This is a genomic window from Rhodococcus sp. P4_C10, from assembly GCF_056402135.1.
The window spans coordinates 11928-30689 of record NZ_JBFUHZ010000055.1; the positions used below are offsets into that span (position 1 = coordinate 11928).

At 64.6% G+C, this 18762-nt stretch carries 21 protein-coding genes and 3 pseudogenes; 14 read left to right on the forward strand and 10 right to left on the reverse strand.

What is annotated here, in order from left to right; all coding sequences use genetic code 11:
* Window positions 1–496 precede the first annotated feature (496 nt).
* From cycA to AC1DWC_RS24235, 6 genes are all read left to right on the forward strand, one after another.
* Window positions 497–1960 carry a D-serine/D-alanine/glycine transporter gene (gene cycA / locus AC1DWC_RS24210; RefSeq protein WP_477912136.1) on the forward strand — a complete coding sequence of 488 codons (1464 nt, stop codon included), beginning with the start codon at window positions 497–499 and terminating at the stop codon, window positions 1958–1960.
* A gap of 493 nt (window positions 1961–2453) precedes the next feature.
* The gene (locus tag AC1DWC_RS24215; protein WP_477912138.1) at window positions 2454–2690 is read left to right on the forward strand and encodes a DUF3263 domain-containing protein; all 237 of its coding nucleotides are present in this window, start codon (window positions 2454–2456) and stop codon (window positions 2688–2690) included.
* Window positions 2691–2821: 131 nt separating this feature from the next.
* Entirely contained in the window at window positions 2822–3064 is a 243-nt protein-coding gene (locus tag AC1DWC_RS24220) for a WhiB family transcriptional regulator (RefSeq protein WP_477912140.1), read from the forward strand.
* A 17-nt stretch (window positions 3065–3081) separates the two neighbouring features.
* Entirely contained in the window at window positions 3082–3402 is a 321-nt protein-coding gene (locus AC1DWC_RS24225) for an SGNH/GDSL hydrolase family protein (protein WP_477912142.1), read from the forward strand.
* Window positions 3403–3411: 9 nt separating this feature from the next.
* Entirely contained in the window at window positions 3412–3549 is a 138-nt protein-coding gene (locus AC1DWC_RS24230; protein WP_477912144.1) for a hypothetical protein, read from the forward strand.
* Window positions 3550–3638: 89 nt separating this feature from the next.
* On the forward strand, window positions 3639–4193 hold the full coding sequence (locus AC1DWC_RS24235; RefSeq protein WP_477912146.1) for a hypothetical protein: 555 nt from the start codon (window positions 3639–3641) through the stop codon (window positions 4191–4193).
* A gap of 49 nt (window positions 4194–4242) precedes the next feature.
* Here the strand turns inward: AC1DWC_RS24235 and AC1DWC_RS24240 are convergent, their stop codons facing one another.
* On the reverse strand, window positions 4243–5613 hold the full coding sequence (locus AC1DWC_RS24240) for an ATP-binding protein (RefSeq protein WP_477912148.1): 1371 nt from the start codon (window positions 5611–5613) through the stop codon (window positions 4243–4245).
* Window positions 5614–5679: 66 nt separating this feature from the next.
* A complete protein-coding gene (locus AC1DWC_RS24245; protein ID WP_477912150.1) occupies window positions 5680–6381 on the reverse strand; it encodes a response regulator in 702 nt (233 codons plus the stop codon).
* 199 nt (window positions 6382–6580) lie between these two features.
* On the opposite strand from AC1DWC_RS24245, the gene AC1DWC_RS24250 reads away from it, so the two are divergent.
* The 3 genes from AC1DWC_RS24250 (at window position 6581) to AC1DWC_RS24260 (ending at window position 8616) form a co-directional block, all read left to right on the forward strand.
* Window positions 6581–7204 carry an RNA polymerase sigma factor gene (locus tag AC1DWC_RS24250; RefSeq protein WP_477912152.1) on the forward strand — a complete coding sequence of 208 codons (624 nt, stop codon included), beginning with the start codon at window positions 6581–6583 and terminating at the stop codon, window positions 7202–7204.
* 79 nt (window positions 7205–7283) lie between these two features.
* Window positions 7284–8132, forward strand: a complete 849-nt coding sequence (locus AC1DWC_RS24255; RefSeq protein ID WP_477912154.1) for a hypothetical protein — start codon at window positions 7284–7286, stop codon at window positions 8130–8132.
* 223 nt (window positions 8133–8355) lie between these two features.
* Window positions 8356–8616, forward strand: coding sequence for a hypothetical protein (locus tag AC1DWC_RS24260; protein ID WP_477912156.1), 261 nt, complete (start codon window positions 8356–8358; stop codon window positions 8614–8616).
* A gap of 186 nt (window positions 8617–8802) precedes the next feature.
* Here AC1DWC_RS24260 and AC1DWC_RS24265 read toward each other — a convergent pair.
* Window positions 8803–9472 (reverse strand): annotated as a pseudogene (locus tag AC1DWC_RS24265) (transposase); the annotation flags it as partial.
* Window positions 9473–9480: 8 nt separating this feature from the next.
* Between AC1DWC_RS24265 and AC1DWC_RS24270 the strand changes: the two are divergent.
* A pseudogene (locus tag AC1DWC_RS24270) lies at window positions 9481–9762 on the forward strand (integrase core domain-containing protein); the annotation flags it as partial.
* Here the strand turns inward: AC1DWC_RS24270 and AC1DWC_RS24275 are convergent.
* Window positions 9726–10040 carry a DUF3955 domain-containing protein gene (locus AC1DWC_RS24275; protein ID WP_477912158.1) on the reverse strand — a complete coding sequence of 105 codons (315 nt, stop codon included), beginning with the start codon at window positions 10038–10040 and terminating at the stop codon, window positions 9726–9728. The pseudogene AC1DWC_RS24270 and the gene AC1DWC_RS24275 overlap by 37 nt on opposite strands.
* Window positions 10041–10417: 377 nt before the next feature.
* Between AC1DWC_RS24275 and AC1DWC_RS24280 the strand changes: the two genes are divergently transcribed.
* Window positions 10418–10858, forward strand: a complete 441-nt coding sequence (locus AC1DWC_RS24280) for a DUF7832 domain-containing protein (RefSeq protein WP_477912160.1) — start codon at window positions 10418–10420, stop codon at window positions 10856–10858.
* A 63-nt stretch (window positions 10859–10921) separates the two neighbouring features.
* On the opposite strand, the pseudogene AC1DWC_RS24285 reads toward AC1DWC_RS24280, so the two are convergent.
* The 5 genes and pseudogenes from AC1DWC_RS24285 to AC1DWC_RS24305 all read right to left on the reverse strand — a co-directional run.
* A pseudogene (locus tag AC1DWC_RS24285) lies at window positions 10922–11056 on the reverse strand (IS110 family transposase); the annotation flags it as partial.
* Window positions 11057–11711: 655 nt separating this feature from the next.
* On the reverse strand, window positions 11712–12509 hold the full coding sequence (locus AC1DWC_RS24290) for a class I SAM-dependent methyltransferase (RefSeq protein ID WP_477912162.1): 798 nt from the start codon (window positions 12507–12509) through the stop codon (window positions 11712–11714).
* Between the two features lie 451 nt (window positions 12510–12960).
* Window positions 12961–13389, reverse strand: coding sequence for a Rid family hydrolase (locus tag AC1DWC_RS24295; protein WP_477912164.1), 429 nt, complete (start codon window positions 13387–13389; stop codon window positions 12961–12963).
* 9 nt (window positions 13390–13398) lie between these two features.
* Window positions 13399–14124, reverse strand: coding sequence for a methyltransferase domain-containing protein (locus tag AC1DWC_RS24300; RefSeq protein WP_477912166.1), 726 nt, complete (start codon window positions 14122–14124; stop codon window positions 13399–13401).
* A gap of 545 nt (window positions 14125–14669) precedes the next feature.
* Window positions 14670–15575, reverse strand: coding sequence for a substrate-binding domain-containing protein (locus AC1DWC_RS24305; protein ID WP_477912168.1), 906 nt, complete (start codon window positions 15573–15575; stop codon window positions 14670–14672).
* A gap of 248 nt (window positions 15576–15823) precedes the next feature.
* Between AC1DWC_RS24305 and AC1DWC_RS24310 the strand changes: the two genes are divergently transcribed.
* Entirely contained in the window at window positions 15824–16081 is a 258-nt protein-coding gene (locus AC1DWC_RS24310) for a hypothetical protein (protein ID WP_477912170.1), read from the forward strand.
* 61 nt (window positions 16082–16142) lie between these two features.
* On the opposite strand, the gene AC1DWC_RS24315 is transcribed toward AC1DWC_RS24310, so the two are convergent.
* Window positions 16143–17174, reverse strand: coding sequence for a hypothetical protein (locus AC1DWC_RS24315; RefSeq protein ID WP_477912172.1), 1032 nt, complete (start codon window positions 17172–17174; stop codon window positions 16143–16145).
* A gap of 476 nt (window positions 17175–17650) precedes the next feature.
* Between AC1DWC_RS24315 and AC1DWC_RS24320 the strand changes: the two genes are divergently transcribed.
* Window positions 17651–18013: a PadR family transcriptional regulator gene (locus AC1DWC_RS24320; RefSeq protein WP_477912174.1), complete on the forward strand. Its 363-nt coding sequence runs from the start codon at window positions 17651–17653 to the stop codon at window positions 18011–18013.
* Window positions 18010–18678, forward strand: a complete 669-nt coding sequence (locus AC1DWC_RS24325; RefSeq protein ID WP_477912176.1) for a hypothetical protein — start codon at window positions 18010–18012, stop codon at window positions 18676–18678. The genes AC1DWC_RS24320 and AC1DWC_RS24325 overlap by 4 nt, the downstream gene beginning before the upstream one ends.
* The last annotated feature ends 84 nt before the right edge of the window (window positions 18679–18762 follow it).

The window sequence follows — 18762 nt, forward strand, 5'->3', positions numbered from 1 at the left end:
CTGCGGGGACGTTGCCGAACCTGTGGCTGTGGGTGAAATGAGTGGAACCAGCATTGGTTCCGTAAGACACTGTTGCACTGCGGATTTGGTCAGAATTTGCCGAAACATCGTGGGGTCACCGTGCATCCATGTGGACTCTCGATTTGATTCGACCGTTGCGCTACGGCCCCGCCGCCCCTACAGTGTGATCCGCGGCACAGACCTCAGGTGCGAGACGCTGAGGCCAAGGGCCGGAACGTCCTTCAGTCGCAGTGAGGGCTTGCGACCACTCTCCATCGGGTAGATGCCGGAGGAGTCTCGATTGGCAATGATCGGAGTTGTCGAGGAGTCGCGGCCGTCTCTTGGCATCCGAGCAGTTGGGAAGCGCACCCGTGCTCTCTCGGGGCACCCCAGCTTCGATCGATCCGACCAGTCGAGCCGGGCTGTGTATCGGCGCCGTCCGTGGACCCAGAGTTGTTGTTGCTGTGCATCGCTCATCCCAACCTAGGAGCATCTTGTGTCCGAGTACACGAAGCCAAGAGTCACGTCCGCGTCAACTACTGACACAGCCGACGAGTCGAACGAGCCGGGGCTGTCGCGGCAACTGTCCAACCGTCACATCCAGCTGATCGCGATCGGCGGCGCGATCGGCACCGGCCTGTTCATGGGGTCCGGCAAGACGATCTCCCTGGCCGGTCCGTCGGTGATCTTCGTGTACATGATCATCGGCACGATGCTGTTCTTCGTCATGCGAGCCATGGGGGAGCTGCTGCTCTCGAACACCGGATACAAGTCCTTCGCCGACTTCGCCGCGGACCTGCTCGGACCGTGGGCCGGCTTCTTCACCGGATGGACCTACTGGTTCTGCTGGATCGTCACCGGCATCGCCGACGTCATCGCGATTGCCGGCTACGTGTCGTACTGGTGGGGCTCGCTGCCGTTGTGGATCCCGGCGCTCGCGGCGGTGGCGCTGCTGATCGGGCTGAACCTGCCCAGCGTGAAGGCTTTCGGTGAGACCGAGTTCTGGTTCGCGCTGATCAAGATCATTGCGATCGTCGGCCTGATCGTCGTCGGCCTTGCGATGGTCTTCAGTCATTTCACCGCGCCCGGCGGTGCGGAGGCCTCCTTCGCCAATCTGTGGAATGACGGTGGGTTCTTCCCGACCGGGTTCATGGGCTTCGTCGCCGGCTTCCAGATCGCGACGTTCGCGTTCGTCGGAATCGAACTCGTCGGCACCACCGCTGCCGAGGCCAAGGATCCGGAGAAGAACCTGCCCAAGGCGATCAACTCGATCCCGGTTCGTGTGATGCTCTTCTACGTGGTGGCCCTGGTGGTGATCATCTCGGTCACCCCGTGGCGGGAGATCAGCGCCAACCGCAGCCCGTTCGTGGCCATGTTCACTCTCGCCGGCCTCGGCATCGCCGCCTCGGTGATCAACTTCGTCGTCCTGACCTCGGCGACGTCGTCGGGGAATTCGGGTATCTACTCGACGTCGCGGATGGTGTACGGCCTCGCCCGGCAGGGTGACGCGCCGGCCTTGTTCGGCAAGCTGACCTCCCGCCGAGTCCCGGCCAACGCCCTGTACCTCTCGGGCGTGTTCCTGCTGGCCGGTGTCGTGATGGTCGCCGTCGGAAGCTCGATCATCGAGGCGTTCACCATCGTGACGACCATCTCCTCGCTCTGCTTCATCTTCGTCTGGACAATCATCCTGATCAGCTACATCGTGTACCGCAAGCGCCGCCCGCACCTGCACGAGGCCTCCACGTACAAGATGCCCGGCGGCATCCCGATGTGCTACGTCGTGCTGGCCTTCTTCGGATTCCTGATCTGGGCGTTCACCCAGAAGGAGGACACTCTCCACGCGCTGCTGGTCACCCCGGTGTGGTTTGCGGTGCTGGGTGTGGCATGGGCGATTGTTCGCCGTCGGCCTGTGCAGATGGCCCGCGCGGCGGCCTTCCAGGACGAGACCGGCGAGCGGTGAGCGGTGAGTGCATGCTCCACAACGCCGTCGTGTTCGCGGATCGGTGGTTCTGTGACACGGTTGCGCCACAGACCACGTCTTGCACAGACACCGCGTCGGAACTCTGTGCCGCACGGATTCTCCGCCACGGACCTTCTCCCTCCATATCGACGGCGGGCGAGGCTCACGGATACGCCATCGCCACCCTCTGACCTTCGTCGGCCGCACCGAGCCGCGGACGTCCCGTCACGGACATCCGCACACGATCGGGCCGCCCGGAGCCGAGCAGCCGGGCGGCCGCGCGGCCCGCATTTCACTTGCCCGACAACGCCGTCCAGTCAAGGTGTGATCACCTGGTCGAACAACGCTCGGGCAGCGTACTCACGACCACCACCCAGCAGACTGACTGATTCGTCGACACCCATCCCCTCGATCGCAGACGCCCCACCACACTCAGGGACTAGCAATTCCCCAGCCGCACAAGCGCACTGACAGCGCAAGCATCCTAGGAGGCATGATGACCGACAACGACCACCTCCTAGCGTTCGCCCTGAAGTGGAGACACTGGGGAGGAGGTTCGTCGGCCGACATCTTTGTGGAGTTCGGCATCACCCCGGCCAGGTACTTCCAGCGACTCCAGGCCTACCTGCACAACGGCGCATCCGCGTATCTGCCGGAGCACGTCGTACACCAACTCGACGACCTCTGCACAACCCGGCTGGCTCAGCCCGGCCTCCGCCGCGACCACTGACACGCAGGAGGTGTGGCAGTGGGACACAACGGCCCCGAGAGGACACCACCGTGATGCCCGGACCCCTCCCACCCCTCCCACCCCCTGTCAGCGAGGTATGGGACTGGCGACTCCGTGCCCGATGTCGAAACATGGACCCCAACCTGTTCTTCCCCCGAGACGGCGAGGAACGCGGAGCGCGGGCCCGCCGCGAACGTGACGCCAAGGCCATCTGCGCAGCATGTCCTGTCCTACCGTCATGTCGACTCCACGCCCTCACTGCCCGGGAACCATTCGGAGTCTGGGGTGGTACCACCGAAGCCGACCGGAATCGGATCTCGAGACGCCGCGCATCATCCGTTCCGAGATACCAAAATTCAAGCACTGCAAGGTAAACCAATGCCTGGTCGGGTTGACCGCGATCGGCGACTCCGTCACGGCGGCGGCCGGGCGTGAACTGCGAGAGCGCCTGCCCGGCGCGGACGTCGACGCGGAGATCGGTCGGCAGATGTGGGATCTGCCCGGCCTCGTTGCCCGGTTGCGCGACGTCGGACGACTCGGGCAGGTGGTGGTGATCGGGTTGGGCACGAATGGCGCATTCGACGAGTCTGCCCTCGATGCGGCATTGCGAACGATTGGGCCGTCCCGTCGGGTGATCATGATCGAGGTCAGCGTGCCCAGGTCATGGCAGGACACTGTCAATGCTGCCCTGGACACCGCACAGCGCCGCTAGCCCAACACCGTGATCGTCAACTGGAATCGCGCCGCCCACAGCGTGCCGGAGATGTTCTGGGAGGACGACACTCATCCGCGGAGCCCCACCGGCACCGGGCTGTACGTCGACCTGCTGACGCGCGCCATCGAGCAGCAGTCGCGATGAACAGCCTTAGCCCGACAGGTCGCCACCAGAATGGCCGCACTCCAACCTGCCCGAACCGCGTTCGGCATGCCCATGGGAGGATAGTCGATGTGCGAGGGGTGAACCAGGTGCCGGTTGTCTCGCTGCGTGCTCTCCTGCTGGTGTTGATGGGGTTGACCCTGACAGTGGGTTGCAGCACGCTCCCCACCAGCGGCGGAGTCACTGATGGTGGCGAGCCTCCGGTAGGAATTGCCACCGGCCCGACTCTGTACTACCTCGACGGGACCGCGCTGCGCCCGGTGACGGCACCGCAAGGGACCGTCTGGGATGAGCCGTATGGGAAGCTCGGCGACATTCGCCGTGCCATCCAGTTGCTCGGCCTGGGTGCGGGCCGGGAACTGCGTGACGACACCCGCGAGTTTCGCAACGAGGTGCCTCGGATGGGGGCCTCGCTGGCGGACATCGACGTCACCGTCACCGAGACCGTCGTCACGGTGTCCCTACCGGTCTACGATCTCTCACCGTTGGCGGTCGATCAGGTGGTGTGCACAGCCCTCGCGGTCGACGGCGCGCGCGGCAACCCGGGGGCCGAGAAGACCGTCGACGTGTTGCTGCACAAGGGAATCGGCGACAGACTTCTGCACCGAGCATGCCTGGTGCTGTGAGCGCCCGGTCAGCCCGCCACACCGTCGGTGAACCCTCGCCGGCCTGAGCCTACGAGGTATCGGGGTTCCGGTGCAGCCGAGCCACGAAACGTGCCCCTGCGCCCGGGATGTTTCCGGCCTCGATGTCACCGCCGTGCATCCGCGCGTTCTGCTGTGCGATGGCGAGCCCCAATCCGCTGCTCTCGGAGCGACTGCGGGCCGTGTCCGCTTTGAAGAATCGGTCGAAGATGTGCGGCAGCGCGTCCTCGGCGATTCCGTCGCCGTGGTCGGTGACGACGACCTCGAACCAATCAGCGTCGGCCTGAACCAGCATACGGACCGGAGGTCGCCCGTGTCGCAGGGCATTTCCGACCAGGTTTGCGACGATCACATCGAGCCTGCGCCGATCGACTTGGGCCCGAACACTTCTCGGCTCATCCAGCTCGACCGTGTCTTCCCAGTGGCGGGCCGCCAGTGTCGCCCGAGTCGCCTCGCCGACGTCCACTTCTTCGAGGATCAGCGGCGCAGTGCCCGCGTCGAAGCGGGACACTTCCATGAGGTCCTCGACCAACCGAGTCATCCGGCGGGTTTCCCTCACCAGCAGTCCAGCGGACCGTGCGGCGTTGTCGGGCATTCGCGGGACGTCTGCTTCCAACACGTCGGTCACCGCAAGCATCGCGCTCAGTGGTGTGCGTAGCTCGTGAGAGACGTCGGCAACGAACCTCCGGGCGTCTGCCTCCAGTCGCTGGAGTTCGGCGATCGTCCGCTCGAGTTCGTCAGCGGTCTCGTTGAACGTGTGTGCCAGGTCCGCCAGCTCGTCGGTTCCCCGTACGTGCAGGCGTGCCGTGAGATCTCCTGCGGACAATCGCCGCGTGGCCTGACGGAGATCTCGTACCGGGCGAAGTACACCATTGGAGGACAAGAATCCCACCAAGATGGCGAACGGCACCGCCACGGCACCGACCAGCCATGCGGTCCGACTTTGCACCTGGACCTGCTGGTAGGTCGGGGCAAGATCATGGCTGGAATACACCTCCAGCCCCGACGGCTGACTCGCGCCGGCGGGCTGCCAGATCGTCAGCGGCATACCGATCACCAACTCGGGCCCGGTCGGGGTGGAGACATGCTGCACCTGGATGCGCGTGTGGTCGCGTACCGCGTCTCGGAGCTCGGGGTTGATAGTGGCCTGCGCTGAGTCCGAGTCGGATTGCAGATCACGGTAGGTCACCGTGGTGTTTCCTGGTAGCTGCGCCGCGAACGCGTTCAGTGTTTCCTGGTCGGGTGGGTACAGCAGCTCGGGGGCGAGTGCGGTGACGCGTTGCCGTAGGTCGAGGATGGCGCGGTCCTGATCCGAAGCAAGGAGGGAGTTACGCGCGGAGATGTAGCCGGCCGCGGCGGCACTGGCTATGGAAGCCAGAGTCACCACGGTGAAGGCGATCACCAGGCGAGCCCGCAAGCCGCCGCGCCACCCTGGCAGCCGCATTCGTATCCGCATCCGCTGTTCCCGCTACACCGGTCCGAAGCGGTAGCCGAACCCGCGTACTGTCTGGATGTAGACGGGCTGTGCGGGGTCGTCTTCGATCTTGGCGCGCAGCCGTTGCACGCAGGCGTCGACCAGTCTCGAATCACCCAGGTACTCGTGCTCCCACACGGCCTGCAGCAGCTGTTGCCGGCTGAACACCTGCCCAGGGGTCGCTGACAGGGTGAGGAGCAGACGCAGCTCCGTCGGGGGCAACGTCAGCGGCTCGCGATGCTTCGCCACGATCAGGGAGGCGTAATCGATCGTCAGTTCGCCGTGCTTGGCCGCGGGCGTGGACATGGCTTGCGTCTCGCCGCGACGGAGCACCGCCCGGATTCGCGCATCGAGAACCCGAGGCTGGACCGGCTTGACGACGTAGTCGTCGGCCCCGGCCTCGAGCCCGCTCACGATGTCCACATCGTCGCCGCGGGCGGTCAGCATGATGATCGGAACACTACTGGCGGAACGGATTCTTCGGCAGACCTCGAAACCGTCCATGCCGGGCAACATGAGATCCAAGATGACGATGTCGGGCGGTTGAAGCTGGAGAAAGTCGAGACCCATATGGCCGGTCACGGCTCCTTGTACGACGTGAGAGAGCTGACCTAGCCCCAGAGTGAGTCCTTCGCGTATCGCGTCATCATCCTCAATAAGCAAAATCTGAGCCACAGGCAACCAGTATCCAGGCATTCACCGGCATCGACGCTGCCGCCCCACCGTTGTTACACAGTCAAGACACGTTCCGTACACGGACGAGACAGTACTCACCGAGAGTCGGGAACATGCAGAACAACGGCCCTGTCATTCGGCGGCGGCGATGGCCGGTTGCGTGGCTCCGAGCTGGCCGCGCAGACCGTGAACCGGGATCAGCGTCGTGACAAATAGGCACGTGGACACTGATGCACTCCGCGAGGTCCCTGCCCCGCGAGACAATGAGCTGATCGCCAGGTCGCTGACGGACCCGGACGCCTTCGCGGGCATCTTCGATCGTCATTTCGGCACGATCCATCGCTACCTCGCTCGGCGGGCCGGGGTGGACGCCGCGGACGATCTGGCCTCGGACGTGTTCACGATCGCGTTCGGTCGGCGGGCGGGTTTCGACCTGGACTACGAGCAGGCCCTGCCCTGGCTGTACGGCATCGCCGGCAACCTGCTGCACGGAAACCGTCGCCGCCTCAACCGGGACGTCGCACTGCTCGCCCGTCATCCGAGGCCCGACGGCCCGGTGCCGTTCCAGGAACAGGTCGACACCGCGCTCGATGCCCGGCGCGAACTACGGGCACTCGAGCGCCGCCTGCGGCAATTGCCGCGGGTCGATCTCGACACGCTGCTGCTCCACGCGTGGGAGGACCTCAGCTACTCCGAGATCGCCGAGGCGCTGCAGATCCCGGTCGGGACCGTGCGATCCCGTTTGAACCGGGTCCGACGCAAGCTGCGTGAACCGGAACGCGACGAACTCGCAAGAACGGGGCGACAACTGACCGAGTCGCGGCAAGGAGACGTACATGGGTGACTTCACGGAGATCCGTGGTCGGCGACCCGAGCCACAGCCTCCTCGTGACGAGGTCGTCCTCCGAGCGAGAAAGAGCCTGATGCGCACTATCGAGAACGAAGCGTCCACGACGCCACCAGCCGCCCTGGCCCCCGGTTCCCGCGACACGGTCGTTCGCCTCGACGACCGGCGTCGGCGGGTACGGCGTGTTATCGCGGGAGTGGGTGCAGCCGCCTGCGTTGCTGTCGCCGCGTCGGCATTCGTCGTCGGACCCGACGGACTCGGCACGCCCGAGCAGACACAGGTCGTTGCAGCCGGCCCGCAGTTCACCCTGCAGCAGGCTGCCGTGGTCGCGGAGTTGTCCGTTCCCGTCGGGACCGGACCGTTCCGGCACCTGAGGTTTACCAACCTCACCGACGTCGATCACCCGACGTACGAGGCATACGTGCGTCCGGATGGAACGGCCCTCGTCGGCAAGGCTGGGGGTGACCTCCATGAAACCTCCGGGTACCTGACGCGCGCGCAGTTGGCCAGCCTGCCGACCGACCCCTACCAGCTGCGCACACGAATGTTGAGCCTGTCGAGCGAGCTGGGGCTGGGGTATCCCGGGGAGGCGCCCGATCGGGCGCTCTACCGGTTGGCGACCAAACTGCTCCCTGACCCGGAAGTCACCCCCGAGATCAAGGCGGGGATCTACCGGGTCCTGGCCGGGCTCAACCTCAAGGCACTCAAGGCACGTGACCGGGGTGTCGGCGCGGACCGGACCGGGCGGCCCGGCGACGTCCTCGAGTTCACCTTCGAGGAGGGCTACGTCGACCGACTGGTGATCGACCGGGAGACCAGTGCCCTGCTCAGTACCGAAACGGCCGATCGCGAGGGCAAGCTTGCGGGCTGCCAGGTCTACGTCTCTGCCGAGATGGTCGACAGGATGCCGCTGGCTTACGCCTGAGAGTGCATCGACGGAACTGCTCAATGGCAACTGCCTCGCGCGGAAGGCCGGGAATGTCTTGGTCACCGGTTTCGCGATTGCGACCGTCGGCGTCGTGTGGACATTCGGGCTCGAATGAAACCCATGGTGGGCTGGACTCGGTGTTGCAATATCGAACAGTTTCAGGATGAATCCACCCGTGGAGGGTGAACCTTGGTCCGGGTCGTTTGTGCAGCATGGTCGTATGAAGTCGCGGGCGGTTGAGATCCCTGAGCTTCGTTGGGAAGCCCTGTCGAGCTGGCTTCTCGCGTGGGACCCTCTTCTTGATCGAAGTGTCTTGCAGGACTGGGTGATCGGCTTGGGTTGCGCCGCGGCGGAAGTCGACACGCTGGTGCTGTGGAGTCCGGAGTTGAACACGGTAGTGGCGCCGGCAGCGCGTACTGACAACGAACTTGCTCTGTGCCTTCGTCGTGCAGTCCGCCAGTTCGCCGGAATCGCCGACTGAGTTGGATGATCCTGCGTTCAGGACCGAGCGTTCGGGTCAGACCGTGATCCGATCCGCGGAAGTGACGTCCAATATCGGGTGCCGGCTTCGGTTCTCGTACGGTGCCGCGCGGGGCGCGCTAAGACCGGGACCCGCTGCGATTCTTGCGAGAACTGGGGTGCGAATCGGCGCCGCCCGGCAAGCGCGCATCCGACTGCGGCGGGCGCCGTAGGTTCGGATTCGCGTTGACGCCCCGTCGGTATCGGTGAACCACAGTTGCGCCCCGGGATGTGGACGTTCCTTTCGCACGATCACCCGCAGTCGTGTCGGCCACCTCGAAAGGTCGAGCAAGCCGCTCAGTTCAGCGACCCAGGCACCATCCCGGACCTGGCCGTTCGAATCGTAGGCCGGGCGGCCACGCGGTCTTCGGGATCAGGGCGACGGCGTCGACCATGGTGTCGATGAGCCCGAACCTGATCGAGTACCCCAGGTGGCGTTTCGTCAGGTATTCGATCAACGCGTGGGTGCCGGCGCCATCGGTCCGGATCAGGATCTTGTGTCTGACCGGGTAGTCGGGGTCAGAGGGCAGTTGTGCCAGTGCGTCCTTGACGGCTGCGACGTGGTCGGTGGCTGTGTTGGATCCGGCGTTGCCGGGACGCAACAGCATCGCGACCGGCTCGCCGGTATCGCCCGGGCCGTGGTTGACGAACGCGCACGGCGGGTGGAACCCGCAGCTCCGCTTGAACGTCGGTGCCGCCTGTTCTTTGTCGGAGTGTGCGGTGACCAGGGTGGCGTCGATGTCGACTATCAGCGGGTTGTCGGCATCAGCGTCTCGTGGTCGGGGAAGCGGGCTTCCGGTCAGTAAGTGTGAAAGTGCGGGGCTAGGGTCATCGTGCTCAGCGGATCAGCCCGTACATACCGCGTCGCAACGGGAAGGTCGAACGCTACAACCGAATCCTGGACGAGGAGTTCCTCTACGTCCGCAAATGGGCCAACGGACGGCAACGCTCCGAGGCGCTACGCGTGTGGAACGTCCAGTACAACTACCATTGACCCCCCGCTGCCGCCGGCGACCGGCCACCCGAGAGCAAGCTTCGGGCCGGTGTCACCAACGTCATGCCCTCATACATCTATGTAGCGGCCAGCGTGCGGTGGCCCAGTTGGTGACCCAACCGAGCCAGAACCGCTCCGGCCCCGACAAGCATCAGCAAGAACCCGAGGGGTGCGAGTGCAAAGAAGGGCTCGTGGAGTGCTCCGTCCGGCGTCACCTCGCCGGGGTTGGCGACGTACCCCGTCAACGCGAGTACGCCAAGTCCGATCACCGCTGCGCTGACCGCCCAGTACCTGCGGCCCGATCTGGATGAGATAGCCTGCGCCACTGCATAACCGAGGACGGCTGCGCAGGCGGCGATCGCCACAAATCCGAAGGTGGTGATTCCCAACATGGTGATGTCCTTTCCTGTTTGCCCACAGGGTGGGGCGTTTCGTGTCTGCATTGACATGGTTGCTGTGGCGGACTTGTCGTGTCATCAGACTGGGGGATGACATCCGCTGCAACCCCTCACACCACAGGTTCCTCGACCTGCGTTTGGCCCGTATTGCATCGGCGGTGATCAGGGCACATGGTTCGCCTTGACAGTCTGACGATTTGGCTGTTGAGGCAGCGCTGGGCTTCGCGGGCGGTCCTCCCTTCGGTCGGGCTTTACAGTCCCCCGCCCCAGCGGGGCACAGATGGTCTCCACAACACTTCTCTCGAGGAGTTGCGGCGGCCATGTCGTTCGTGGGGCACAGCAACGCGGGCCGAACCGAAGGAAGTGAATCCGTGACGACGTACGACGACGCCGCCTGGCATTACGGCGGCGAGTTTCCCGACGATCTGCCGAATGCTGCCGGTGGCACTCACATCGGCATGTTCGTAGCGTGGTGCCTGCTGAGCGGTTTCGCGGGGGAGGACGTCGAGGACGAGCGCGAACCGCTCGAGTCGCGGGAGGCGACGCCCGGCGCCTTTCTGATGAAGGTGCTCGACGAGAAGTTCGTCAGCGACGATCTCACCGCCGACGGCAGCGCCTTCGCCGTCGCGTACTACGTCGGCGAGAATGACGACTCCCGATTCATCGACGACTACCTCGACGCGTTCGACACCACCGCGGCGGACATTTACCGGGTCGAGGACAGCTGGGAGACGTACACCGTGATCGCGGACCGGATTGACGCCCGCTTCCGCGCCTGGGTGGACGCCGGGCGGCCCCGCTACCTCGTCTAGCGGGTCAGAACAGCATCAGCACCGGCTGCAGCTCGCGCTCCGGCGCGACCGCCGGTCGTGTGTCCGACCGTCCGAGCCCGTGGCTTTGCCGGTGAGGTCGTCGTCGAACCCGGCGAGCACTCCGAGTTCGGTAGGGGTGTCGTAGCCGACGTCGACCGGGCGCAACGTGTGCGGCATGGTCCGAGCAGTGTCGGCGACCGTGCTCATTCGGGCTGCGCGAGGGTTGAAGTGGCTTGTGCTGCGAGTAGAGAAGATGCGCTCGGATCCCGTGTGGCAAGCGACGTTCTCGCCAGAGAACCAGGAATGAATGGTCGATGTGGTTCTCGCTGCTGCGGGAGAGCCGGCGCGAAGGGAGGTTGATCGATCGGGCGTACGTGTACGTGGACAAGAAGTCCGGGGCCACCTCTGATCGGCCTCTCCTGGCACCCGGTGCCGCGGTGGCAACGTCGACTGCTACGGATTGATGACACCCAGAGCTGAAGATCCGCAGCGGTGACCATGTGGGGGAGGGGACCTGCTGGGGTTACGGAAAAGGACATCTTCGCGCGGAATATGAGTGACAAATACCGTGGAAGACCTTTGAAGTCAGAGGTCGATCGGACAAGTTGGCCCGGAACCTACATGAGTTGTAGGTTCCGGATCCAGTTGGCCTTTTCCGGGCCTATATGTCCCACACTTGTCATGAATCCAGCCTATATGTCCCAACTGGCTGCCTTTGGATACCAGCCATGCTCTATTCGTGGCACTTAGTGCCACGAATAGAGCACGGCATCCAGGTGGCCAAGCCGAGTTGGGGGGCACCTACTTTCACGGAACTTGTTCTTGCGTAATGAGAAGAGTCCGGCGAGGGACACTAGTCCAGCGTCCTGATAGCTGAGGCGAGAAGGTAGTCCAGCGGTAGGCCGAGGTCGTTGCCGCTGTGCTCTGCTCGTTGCTCGATGAATTGGCGCAGATCCTGATGCAATTCGTCCCAGCGATCATCGGCGATCAGCCTGTCCTGCTCGCTCATTACGTGGCCCGCAGTGCGAATCAGAAAGTCGGCCGCGTCGTCGGCGGAAGAAAAACGCGGGGTAATCCGCCCGGGCACAGTGGCGGTGAGCTGCAGCTGATGGGGTTCGAGCATGGTGGCGAGCGCAACGGAGTCACCCCAGCGACTGGGCGGTCCGCTGCTGGCAGGCTGTGGCGGCAGGTAGTCGCTCAGAATCTGCCCCATCGCCGGCATCAGGCTCCCCGGCACCCACGATGCGAGCACCACCCTGGCGCCGGGGGCAGCGATCCTCGCGAGTTCCCGGGTTGCGATCACATGATCGGCTGCATACATCACGCCGAAGGTGGAGAGTACGACATCGGCCGAGTGATCTGGGACAGGTAAGGCTTCCAGGTCACCCCACAACCATCCGACTTCGATTCCTGTGCTTTGGGTCCGCTCTTCAGCGAGCCGCAGCAGCGCCGGCTCGAAGTCGATGCCGACAACCTTGCCGCCGCGCTCGGCTGCCAGTAGTGCCGCGTTCCCTGTTCCGGTTGCCACGTCGACCACTCGATCGCCCGGCGAGATTGCAGCTGCCTCGACAGCGGCCAGCGCCGCGGGCCGGAGATGTTGCGCCATCAGGGGGTAGTCGCCGACACCCCATGTCGTCGCCGGGTTGCTCAAGTTCGTCTCCTCGGATCGGAGACGCCCTTGATCATGTGGTTCGAAGTCGAGCGTGGCGGACAGTGTCCGTCGCAGCGCCTCTCGTCTTCGCGAGGGCTAGCGTAGCCAAGCGATACAACGAGGCCAAGGGGCGCGCGAGATGAGTGAACCGTTCCGGGTTTGATGCCGCTTCCTCTTGGTGAAGGATTCCGTTGTGACAGTTCCGATCCAGTGGGATCTGTCAATGTGTAAAGCAACCGGCAGCAGTCCTCACTCTCACCGGTCGGCCACCGTGACTCGGAGATCCTCGCTTCCACGGTGGCCGACCCCGCCTTGACCGCAGCCTCGGCGAAGTGGCGCGGTCGCAGGCGGAAGGTCTCAGGCCGGAACCTCCACTTCGACCTCGACTTCCACCTTCCATCGCGGATCGAGCAGCCCTGCGACGATGACTATCGTCGCCGTCGGACGCATCTCACCGAACAAAGTCTCCGTGCACGGCAGCAACCTGCTCACAGGCGGCAAGGTCGGTGACGAACATGCGAGTGCGGAGCACGTCGTTCCATCCGACGCCGGCCTCGGCCAACGCCCGCCCGATGATCTTGAAGCAGCGGCGGGCCTGGACGCCTGCATGGTCCGGGCACGAGTGGTCGGGCCACACCGGCCCGGTGCCGGACACCAGGACTCGCGACCCGGAACGGATCGCCCGGGAGAACCCGGTCGTGGCCTCGAATGGTGAACCGGAGCTGATCCATGTCCGCCGGTCACCTACACGTCGAGAGAGCACTGTCGGTGGTGGACCGAGTTCGAGCGCGTCGACATCGGGATGAATATCCTCCAACGGTGCTGTGATGCTTCCTCTTTCGTCATCTGTGGGGTGCGTGCGGCGTGCTTTGGTTGGCATGCGGGTGAGTCACCGGACGACCGAGGACGGGGCGTGGCGGCACACCAGCATGTGGTTTCCGCCGCTCTGGAAGTGGTAGTCGACCTCGACGACTCGGCCGGCAATGTCGCGGGCCCGCAGGTCTGCGAGCAGCTCGTCGAGTCGTGGATAGGGCGCCGACGATCCGACGGCCACCAGCGGAAAGATTCGCAGCTCGTCCCGGGCGACGCGCATCAGCTCGCCGATCGCGCTGACATGGAAGGTGTGATCGAGTACGTCGAAGTAGCTGAACAGAAGGTGGGAGCTGAGTGCGAGGTCGAAGCTGGCATCTGCGAACGGCAGTGAAGGCAACCGCCCGGCGACGTAGTGGTGCGGGTGCCGGCGAATGTGGGTGGCGAACTGCTGGGCGGCGTGTTGCCGGGTGCGCTGGTGTTCGTCGGGGTCGGTGAAGAAAGTCCACTCGTACTGTTCCGGATGTGCGCGGACGTAGCGGTTCCCGCGATCGGTCTCGGCTGCTGCGAGGGCGGCGAGGTCGTCGGCTCCGTGCTCGAAATAGGCTACGTCGCAGGCGGTCACGTCGCCGCCGAGACTGCTCACCTCGCTGGTGAATCCGGCGGCGCCGCCGGGGCAGTCCAGGATCCGCCGGGCCAGGTCGGCGCCGGTGAGGTTGAACATGGCTCGGTACTCGTCGAGCGAGCGGGAACTGATCAGCATCTCGCCGCCGATGCCGTGGGTGCGAACGGGATTGTCGGTCATGGGGTGGTCCTCTCGGTAGGAGGCCACCTCACCGCGTCAACCGGGACGGATGCCGTAATACTGGCGAGGATCGTCGGCCGCACGAGAGGCGGCCGGAAGTGCACAGTTCAGGGCCGCGGGGAAAGCGGCCACCAGAGCTGCACGAAGGTCATCACCGGCCGATTAGATCACAGTGATTGCCGGGGCTGTCCCCATTGATAGCAAAGGTATCTAGGGCTGGGAGCCGTGTTGCTCAGGACGGTTGGTGGCAATGGGGGTGCGGCTGCTCCGAGCCGAGCGACTTCACTATGCCGCGGCTGTGAGGCGTGCAGTGTGGGCGATTACCCGGTGGGGCCGTGCGCGAGGATCTCCTGCAGTGGGGTGCGTCCGTCGAACTCGACGCGGGGGGGGGCAGCCATCCACGCCGACGGGCCGCCGGGGAACACCTTCTGCAGCGCGTCCAGGCGGGGATGATTTCGGCAGCGTTGTCGGGGGACAACGGGTGCGTTCGCGTCGGCCGCCGTTCACCAGTTAGCTGAACGGCGTCGAGTTCACCGATGGCGTGGTCAACGCGGGAACAAGGCACGATTTGTCTCTGGTATCCACATGGTGCTGACTGCGTTGCCGTTGTAGCAGCCGGTGACGAAGTCGATCAACGAGTTGAACTGTGGATGGGTAGTGATTGTCTTCCGCCACAGCAGTGCCATGGGGTAGGCGGGGGTGGGGTTGATGATGGGTATGCGGCGAATGTTCGGATGCCATGGCGTTGTGGTTCCTTCTCTACCGAAGGTGACCAGCGTGGTCGAGTCCGCGATGCGATCGACAATGTTCGCGAATCCGATGCCGTCGGGGTGCCGCTCGGTATCGATTGTGACGCCGCAACTGTCGCTGAGCCGACCGTAGAAGTCGCCTACTTCGGAGTCGAATCCGGCTCCGGGCACCCACGCGGTCAGTCCGTCGAGCTCGTCGAGGTCGACGTGGTCGCGGCCTGCGAGTGGATGGCTGTTGCCGACGAGCAGATGCAGTGCGTCGAGGTAGGCGGGTGCCGCAGTGACATGCGCCGGCAATGGATGTGGGCTCCAGTGCTCGCGGGCGAAGGCGACGTCCACCCGGCCGTTGATCACTGCGTCCCGTGATGTCTTCGACGGGCCCATCATGATGAGCTCGATCTCGGCGTCCGGGTGCTTCTCAAGGTAGAACCGCATCAGATTCGCGTCGGCGATCTGGGCGCCGTGCACCGCGACGCGGAGTACCTGTGAACCGCGCACCGCGCCGACAGCGGCGTCGGCCAGGGGAGTGTCGTGAGTCACATGCCGAAAGCTGGCCATTGAGGCGTGAATTCGGGGGTGCGCGTACCGAGAAGCGCCCACCCAAGTTCTATATCCGGCTGGTCCTCGGCGCTGATCCGAAAACTCAGCCGAAAATGCCTGGATCGTGTCACCGGCGGGTTGATAGGTGAACCCGATCGGCATTGATGGGTGAACACCCCCGGAGTGGATTGTAGAGGGGCGTTCACCAATGGCGGTTCGTACTGGGCTGGGATGCAGATTGGATAGGTTGACCAGTCGGTAATCACACTTAAGGACGGCACCAGATCATACAAATCTGGATAGTTTCCAGGTTGTTGGCACGTGCGCGAGACGAAGAGTATTCGGTACGAGGCGGCCGCATGTCATCGGCACGTCTCAGCTCCGACTGGTTGTTTTGCGAGCATCGGATCATGAGTGTTGGGACCGTGGTGGCGTGGCACAGCGAGGAAGGCTGGGGCGTCATCGAATCGAACGACACACCAGGTGGTTGGGCGTATTGCAGCCACCTGTCGTCCGACGAGTTGCCTGAGCTGAGCCCGGGTCAGTCTCAGGTGATAGGCGGCGGGTTTCGAGGCGCCGTCGTCGGCGAAACGGTTGACTTCGAATGGGAGCGAGCCCAGCAGGATGGGCCGTGCCTTCAGGGCGACCAACGGGCGACCACGCCGTGAGCCTCCGAAGTGGAAAGGTCGACGACTCGTTGGAGCCGGGAGTTGGCGGCCTCGCTGATGTTTACTGGGGTGCTTCGTCCACGACGGCGGTCACGGTGGCGGATGCGGTGACGAAGGGAATGCCGGTGCCGCTGGCGCGGCGGCATCCGTCAAGTTCGATGTCGATCTGTGCGCCGCCGGATCCGTCAGCGCGGTACAGCGGGATCTGTGCGGTTCGCGTGGCGGTGACCGCGCATGGCGGCGCGGGCGGCGCCTCGATGATCTCGCGCACCAGATCGAGGCTCTGTCGGGTTGTCAGCCGTGACCGTGATTGTTGCGATGAGCTGTCCGCCGATTCGATGTACCGGCACACCTGCAGCCGGCCGACGTCTTCGATCGGGAACGCCAGGGCGTAGGTCTCGGCGAGGAGAGATCGCCGGTCGGTGTTCTCGGCTACTGCGACGTCTGTGTCGGTGGTCGTACTGAAGCCCGACCCGTACTTTTCGTTGCAGACCCCCGGGTTGTCCGCGGGCAGCTCCTTCGCCTGCTGTTGCCGATCGACCTCGTGCAGCTTCGCGAGGACGGCGATCGGGTGGTCCTGCAATCCACACGGGGAAGCGGGCCAGGCGGGACGGACCGCTTGGCCGTCCGCGTCGACGAACCACAGTCCAGCTGGCGGAATTTCGAAGACCGCGCAGCTGGCCTGAACGTTGTCCGGGAACCGCTCGGAGTCGACGCGGAACGCATCCCACGCAGCCTTGACGTCGCCCTCGAGCCGGACACTGTCGATCGTCAACGCGCCGGCCCCGTTCTCGCCACGCTCGCAACGCACGACGGCGACGGGCGTGAATTCTCTGGGCGGATACCCGACCCCAGCAGCGGGCGGGCCAGTCGCGATGCTGTCGAGGTTCAGTGCCGAGAGCCTGCTGTCGATGTCCGCGGCGTGACAGTCGGCTCGTTCGGCGATCGCAGCCTTCGGTGGGCGGTAGGACACGGAGTCGCCGTTGCATGCGATGAGGACGGCGCCAGCCGCTGCCAGGATCGCCAGCGGCGCGGCGAGTTTGGCTGCCTTGGTGCGTATTCCGGCCTCGCGGCCCGTCGGCCGTTCAGGCATGGCCAACAGGGGGATCGCCAATCATCAAGTCACCGTATCGGGTAGGGCGTCCGAATCGGTCAGTACGTCGATTTGCGGACTTGAATGCAGCAATCGCACCCAGCAGCGCCGTCAGGCAGGGATGTGCGGTGGTCGCCCCGGACTTGCGGTTCACGTGGACCTGCCGGCGATACCCGGCCGCTGTGAGGGCTTCTGACCTTGCCGCTCGTGGACTCGCCTATTCGTCGATACCCGCGCATACGTCAGTCTTACGAAGCGAGCGAACCGAAAGTTGTTCCCGCGAAGTCTCTTTCGACACACGGTTTCGGGATCAACTTATGCGTCGCCGTGACCTCGGGCTATCCGACCTCGCGCACAGACATGTCACGCGTCTCGGTGGGAAGGATCTGGGGCCAGTCGGCGCAAGCCCGAAGCCCTGAGAAATTGTCACCCCGAGTCTCTTGCTTAACAAGCTAGCGGTCGCTAGCTTGTTAAGCATGAGTGCGGTGGAGAGACGAAGCCTAGTACTTCGAGGCGTGCTGGACCTTTGCTTATTGGCATTACTTAGAGAGCGGCCGGTGTATGGCTACGAACTGACAGAGCGACTGGCCGAGCAAGATCTGCTCGTCGCTGGAGGATCGGCCTACCCGTTGCTGGCCCGCTTGGAGAAGGGCGGCCTCGTGGTTTCCGAGAAGCGGCCGTCGCCGTCAGGGCCGCCGCGGAAGTACTACTCGCTCAGCGAGATCGGCGTGAATGCGCTTGCGAGTGGCACTTCGGAGTGGCTSGCARTCTCCACCAGCGTCACCTCACTACTGCAGTCACCAGGCCGAGCTACCAACAACGGAACGGGCGTCGCATGAACACCACAATCACGCAGGTCGACARCAGCGAGMTCCAGGAAACCCTCAGGGAAGCGAACCGCCTCTGGCGACGCGCCGGCGTCCGTGGCCCGGACCGAAAGGCGCTGCTCTCCGAACTGGAAGCGGAAATCGGCGGCGCACGCCAGGACGGCCACGACGCGASAGCGGTCCTCGGTGATGACAGCTCGCAGACCCTCCGGCAGTGGGCGGACGAGCGGGGACTGTGCGGTCGCGCTTTGCGGCTGGGGCTAGTCGTTCCCGCCGCTCTACTCGGCATGTCGGCCGGCCTGGCGGTGATCCTGCTCGCTGTCTTCGCAGGGTTCTCGGGTCGTCCGACCATCGATCTGGGGCCATTCGTCCTGCCCTTGTAYGCGTCGKCAGGCSTCTTTGCYTATCTGTGCGCCCTGMTRTTTGYGTGGATCGCGCTTCGTCACGATCCTCAGGCATCGTCGACGGTTCGGTGGCTCTCCGTACTKCTTCCGGTGGGAGCAGCCCTGAGCATCGGGGCGGGTATGGCTATCGCATGGTGGAGGAACTTCAACCCGACTCCGACGGTCTTCACCGTGGTGATCGGAGTGGTGGTCGTCGTGCTCGGGGCGACTGCCGGCTTTGCCCGCCACCGTGGGGTCAGAGCGCAAAGCGGCACCCAGCCCGATGCGATCTGAATTCTTGCAAGGGGCGCTAACCGAAATTCGGCGGCGGCGTGACTCTTCGCCTCCGTGCGGCACGAGGAGTCCCTGGTAGCCGCC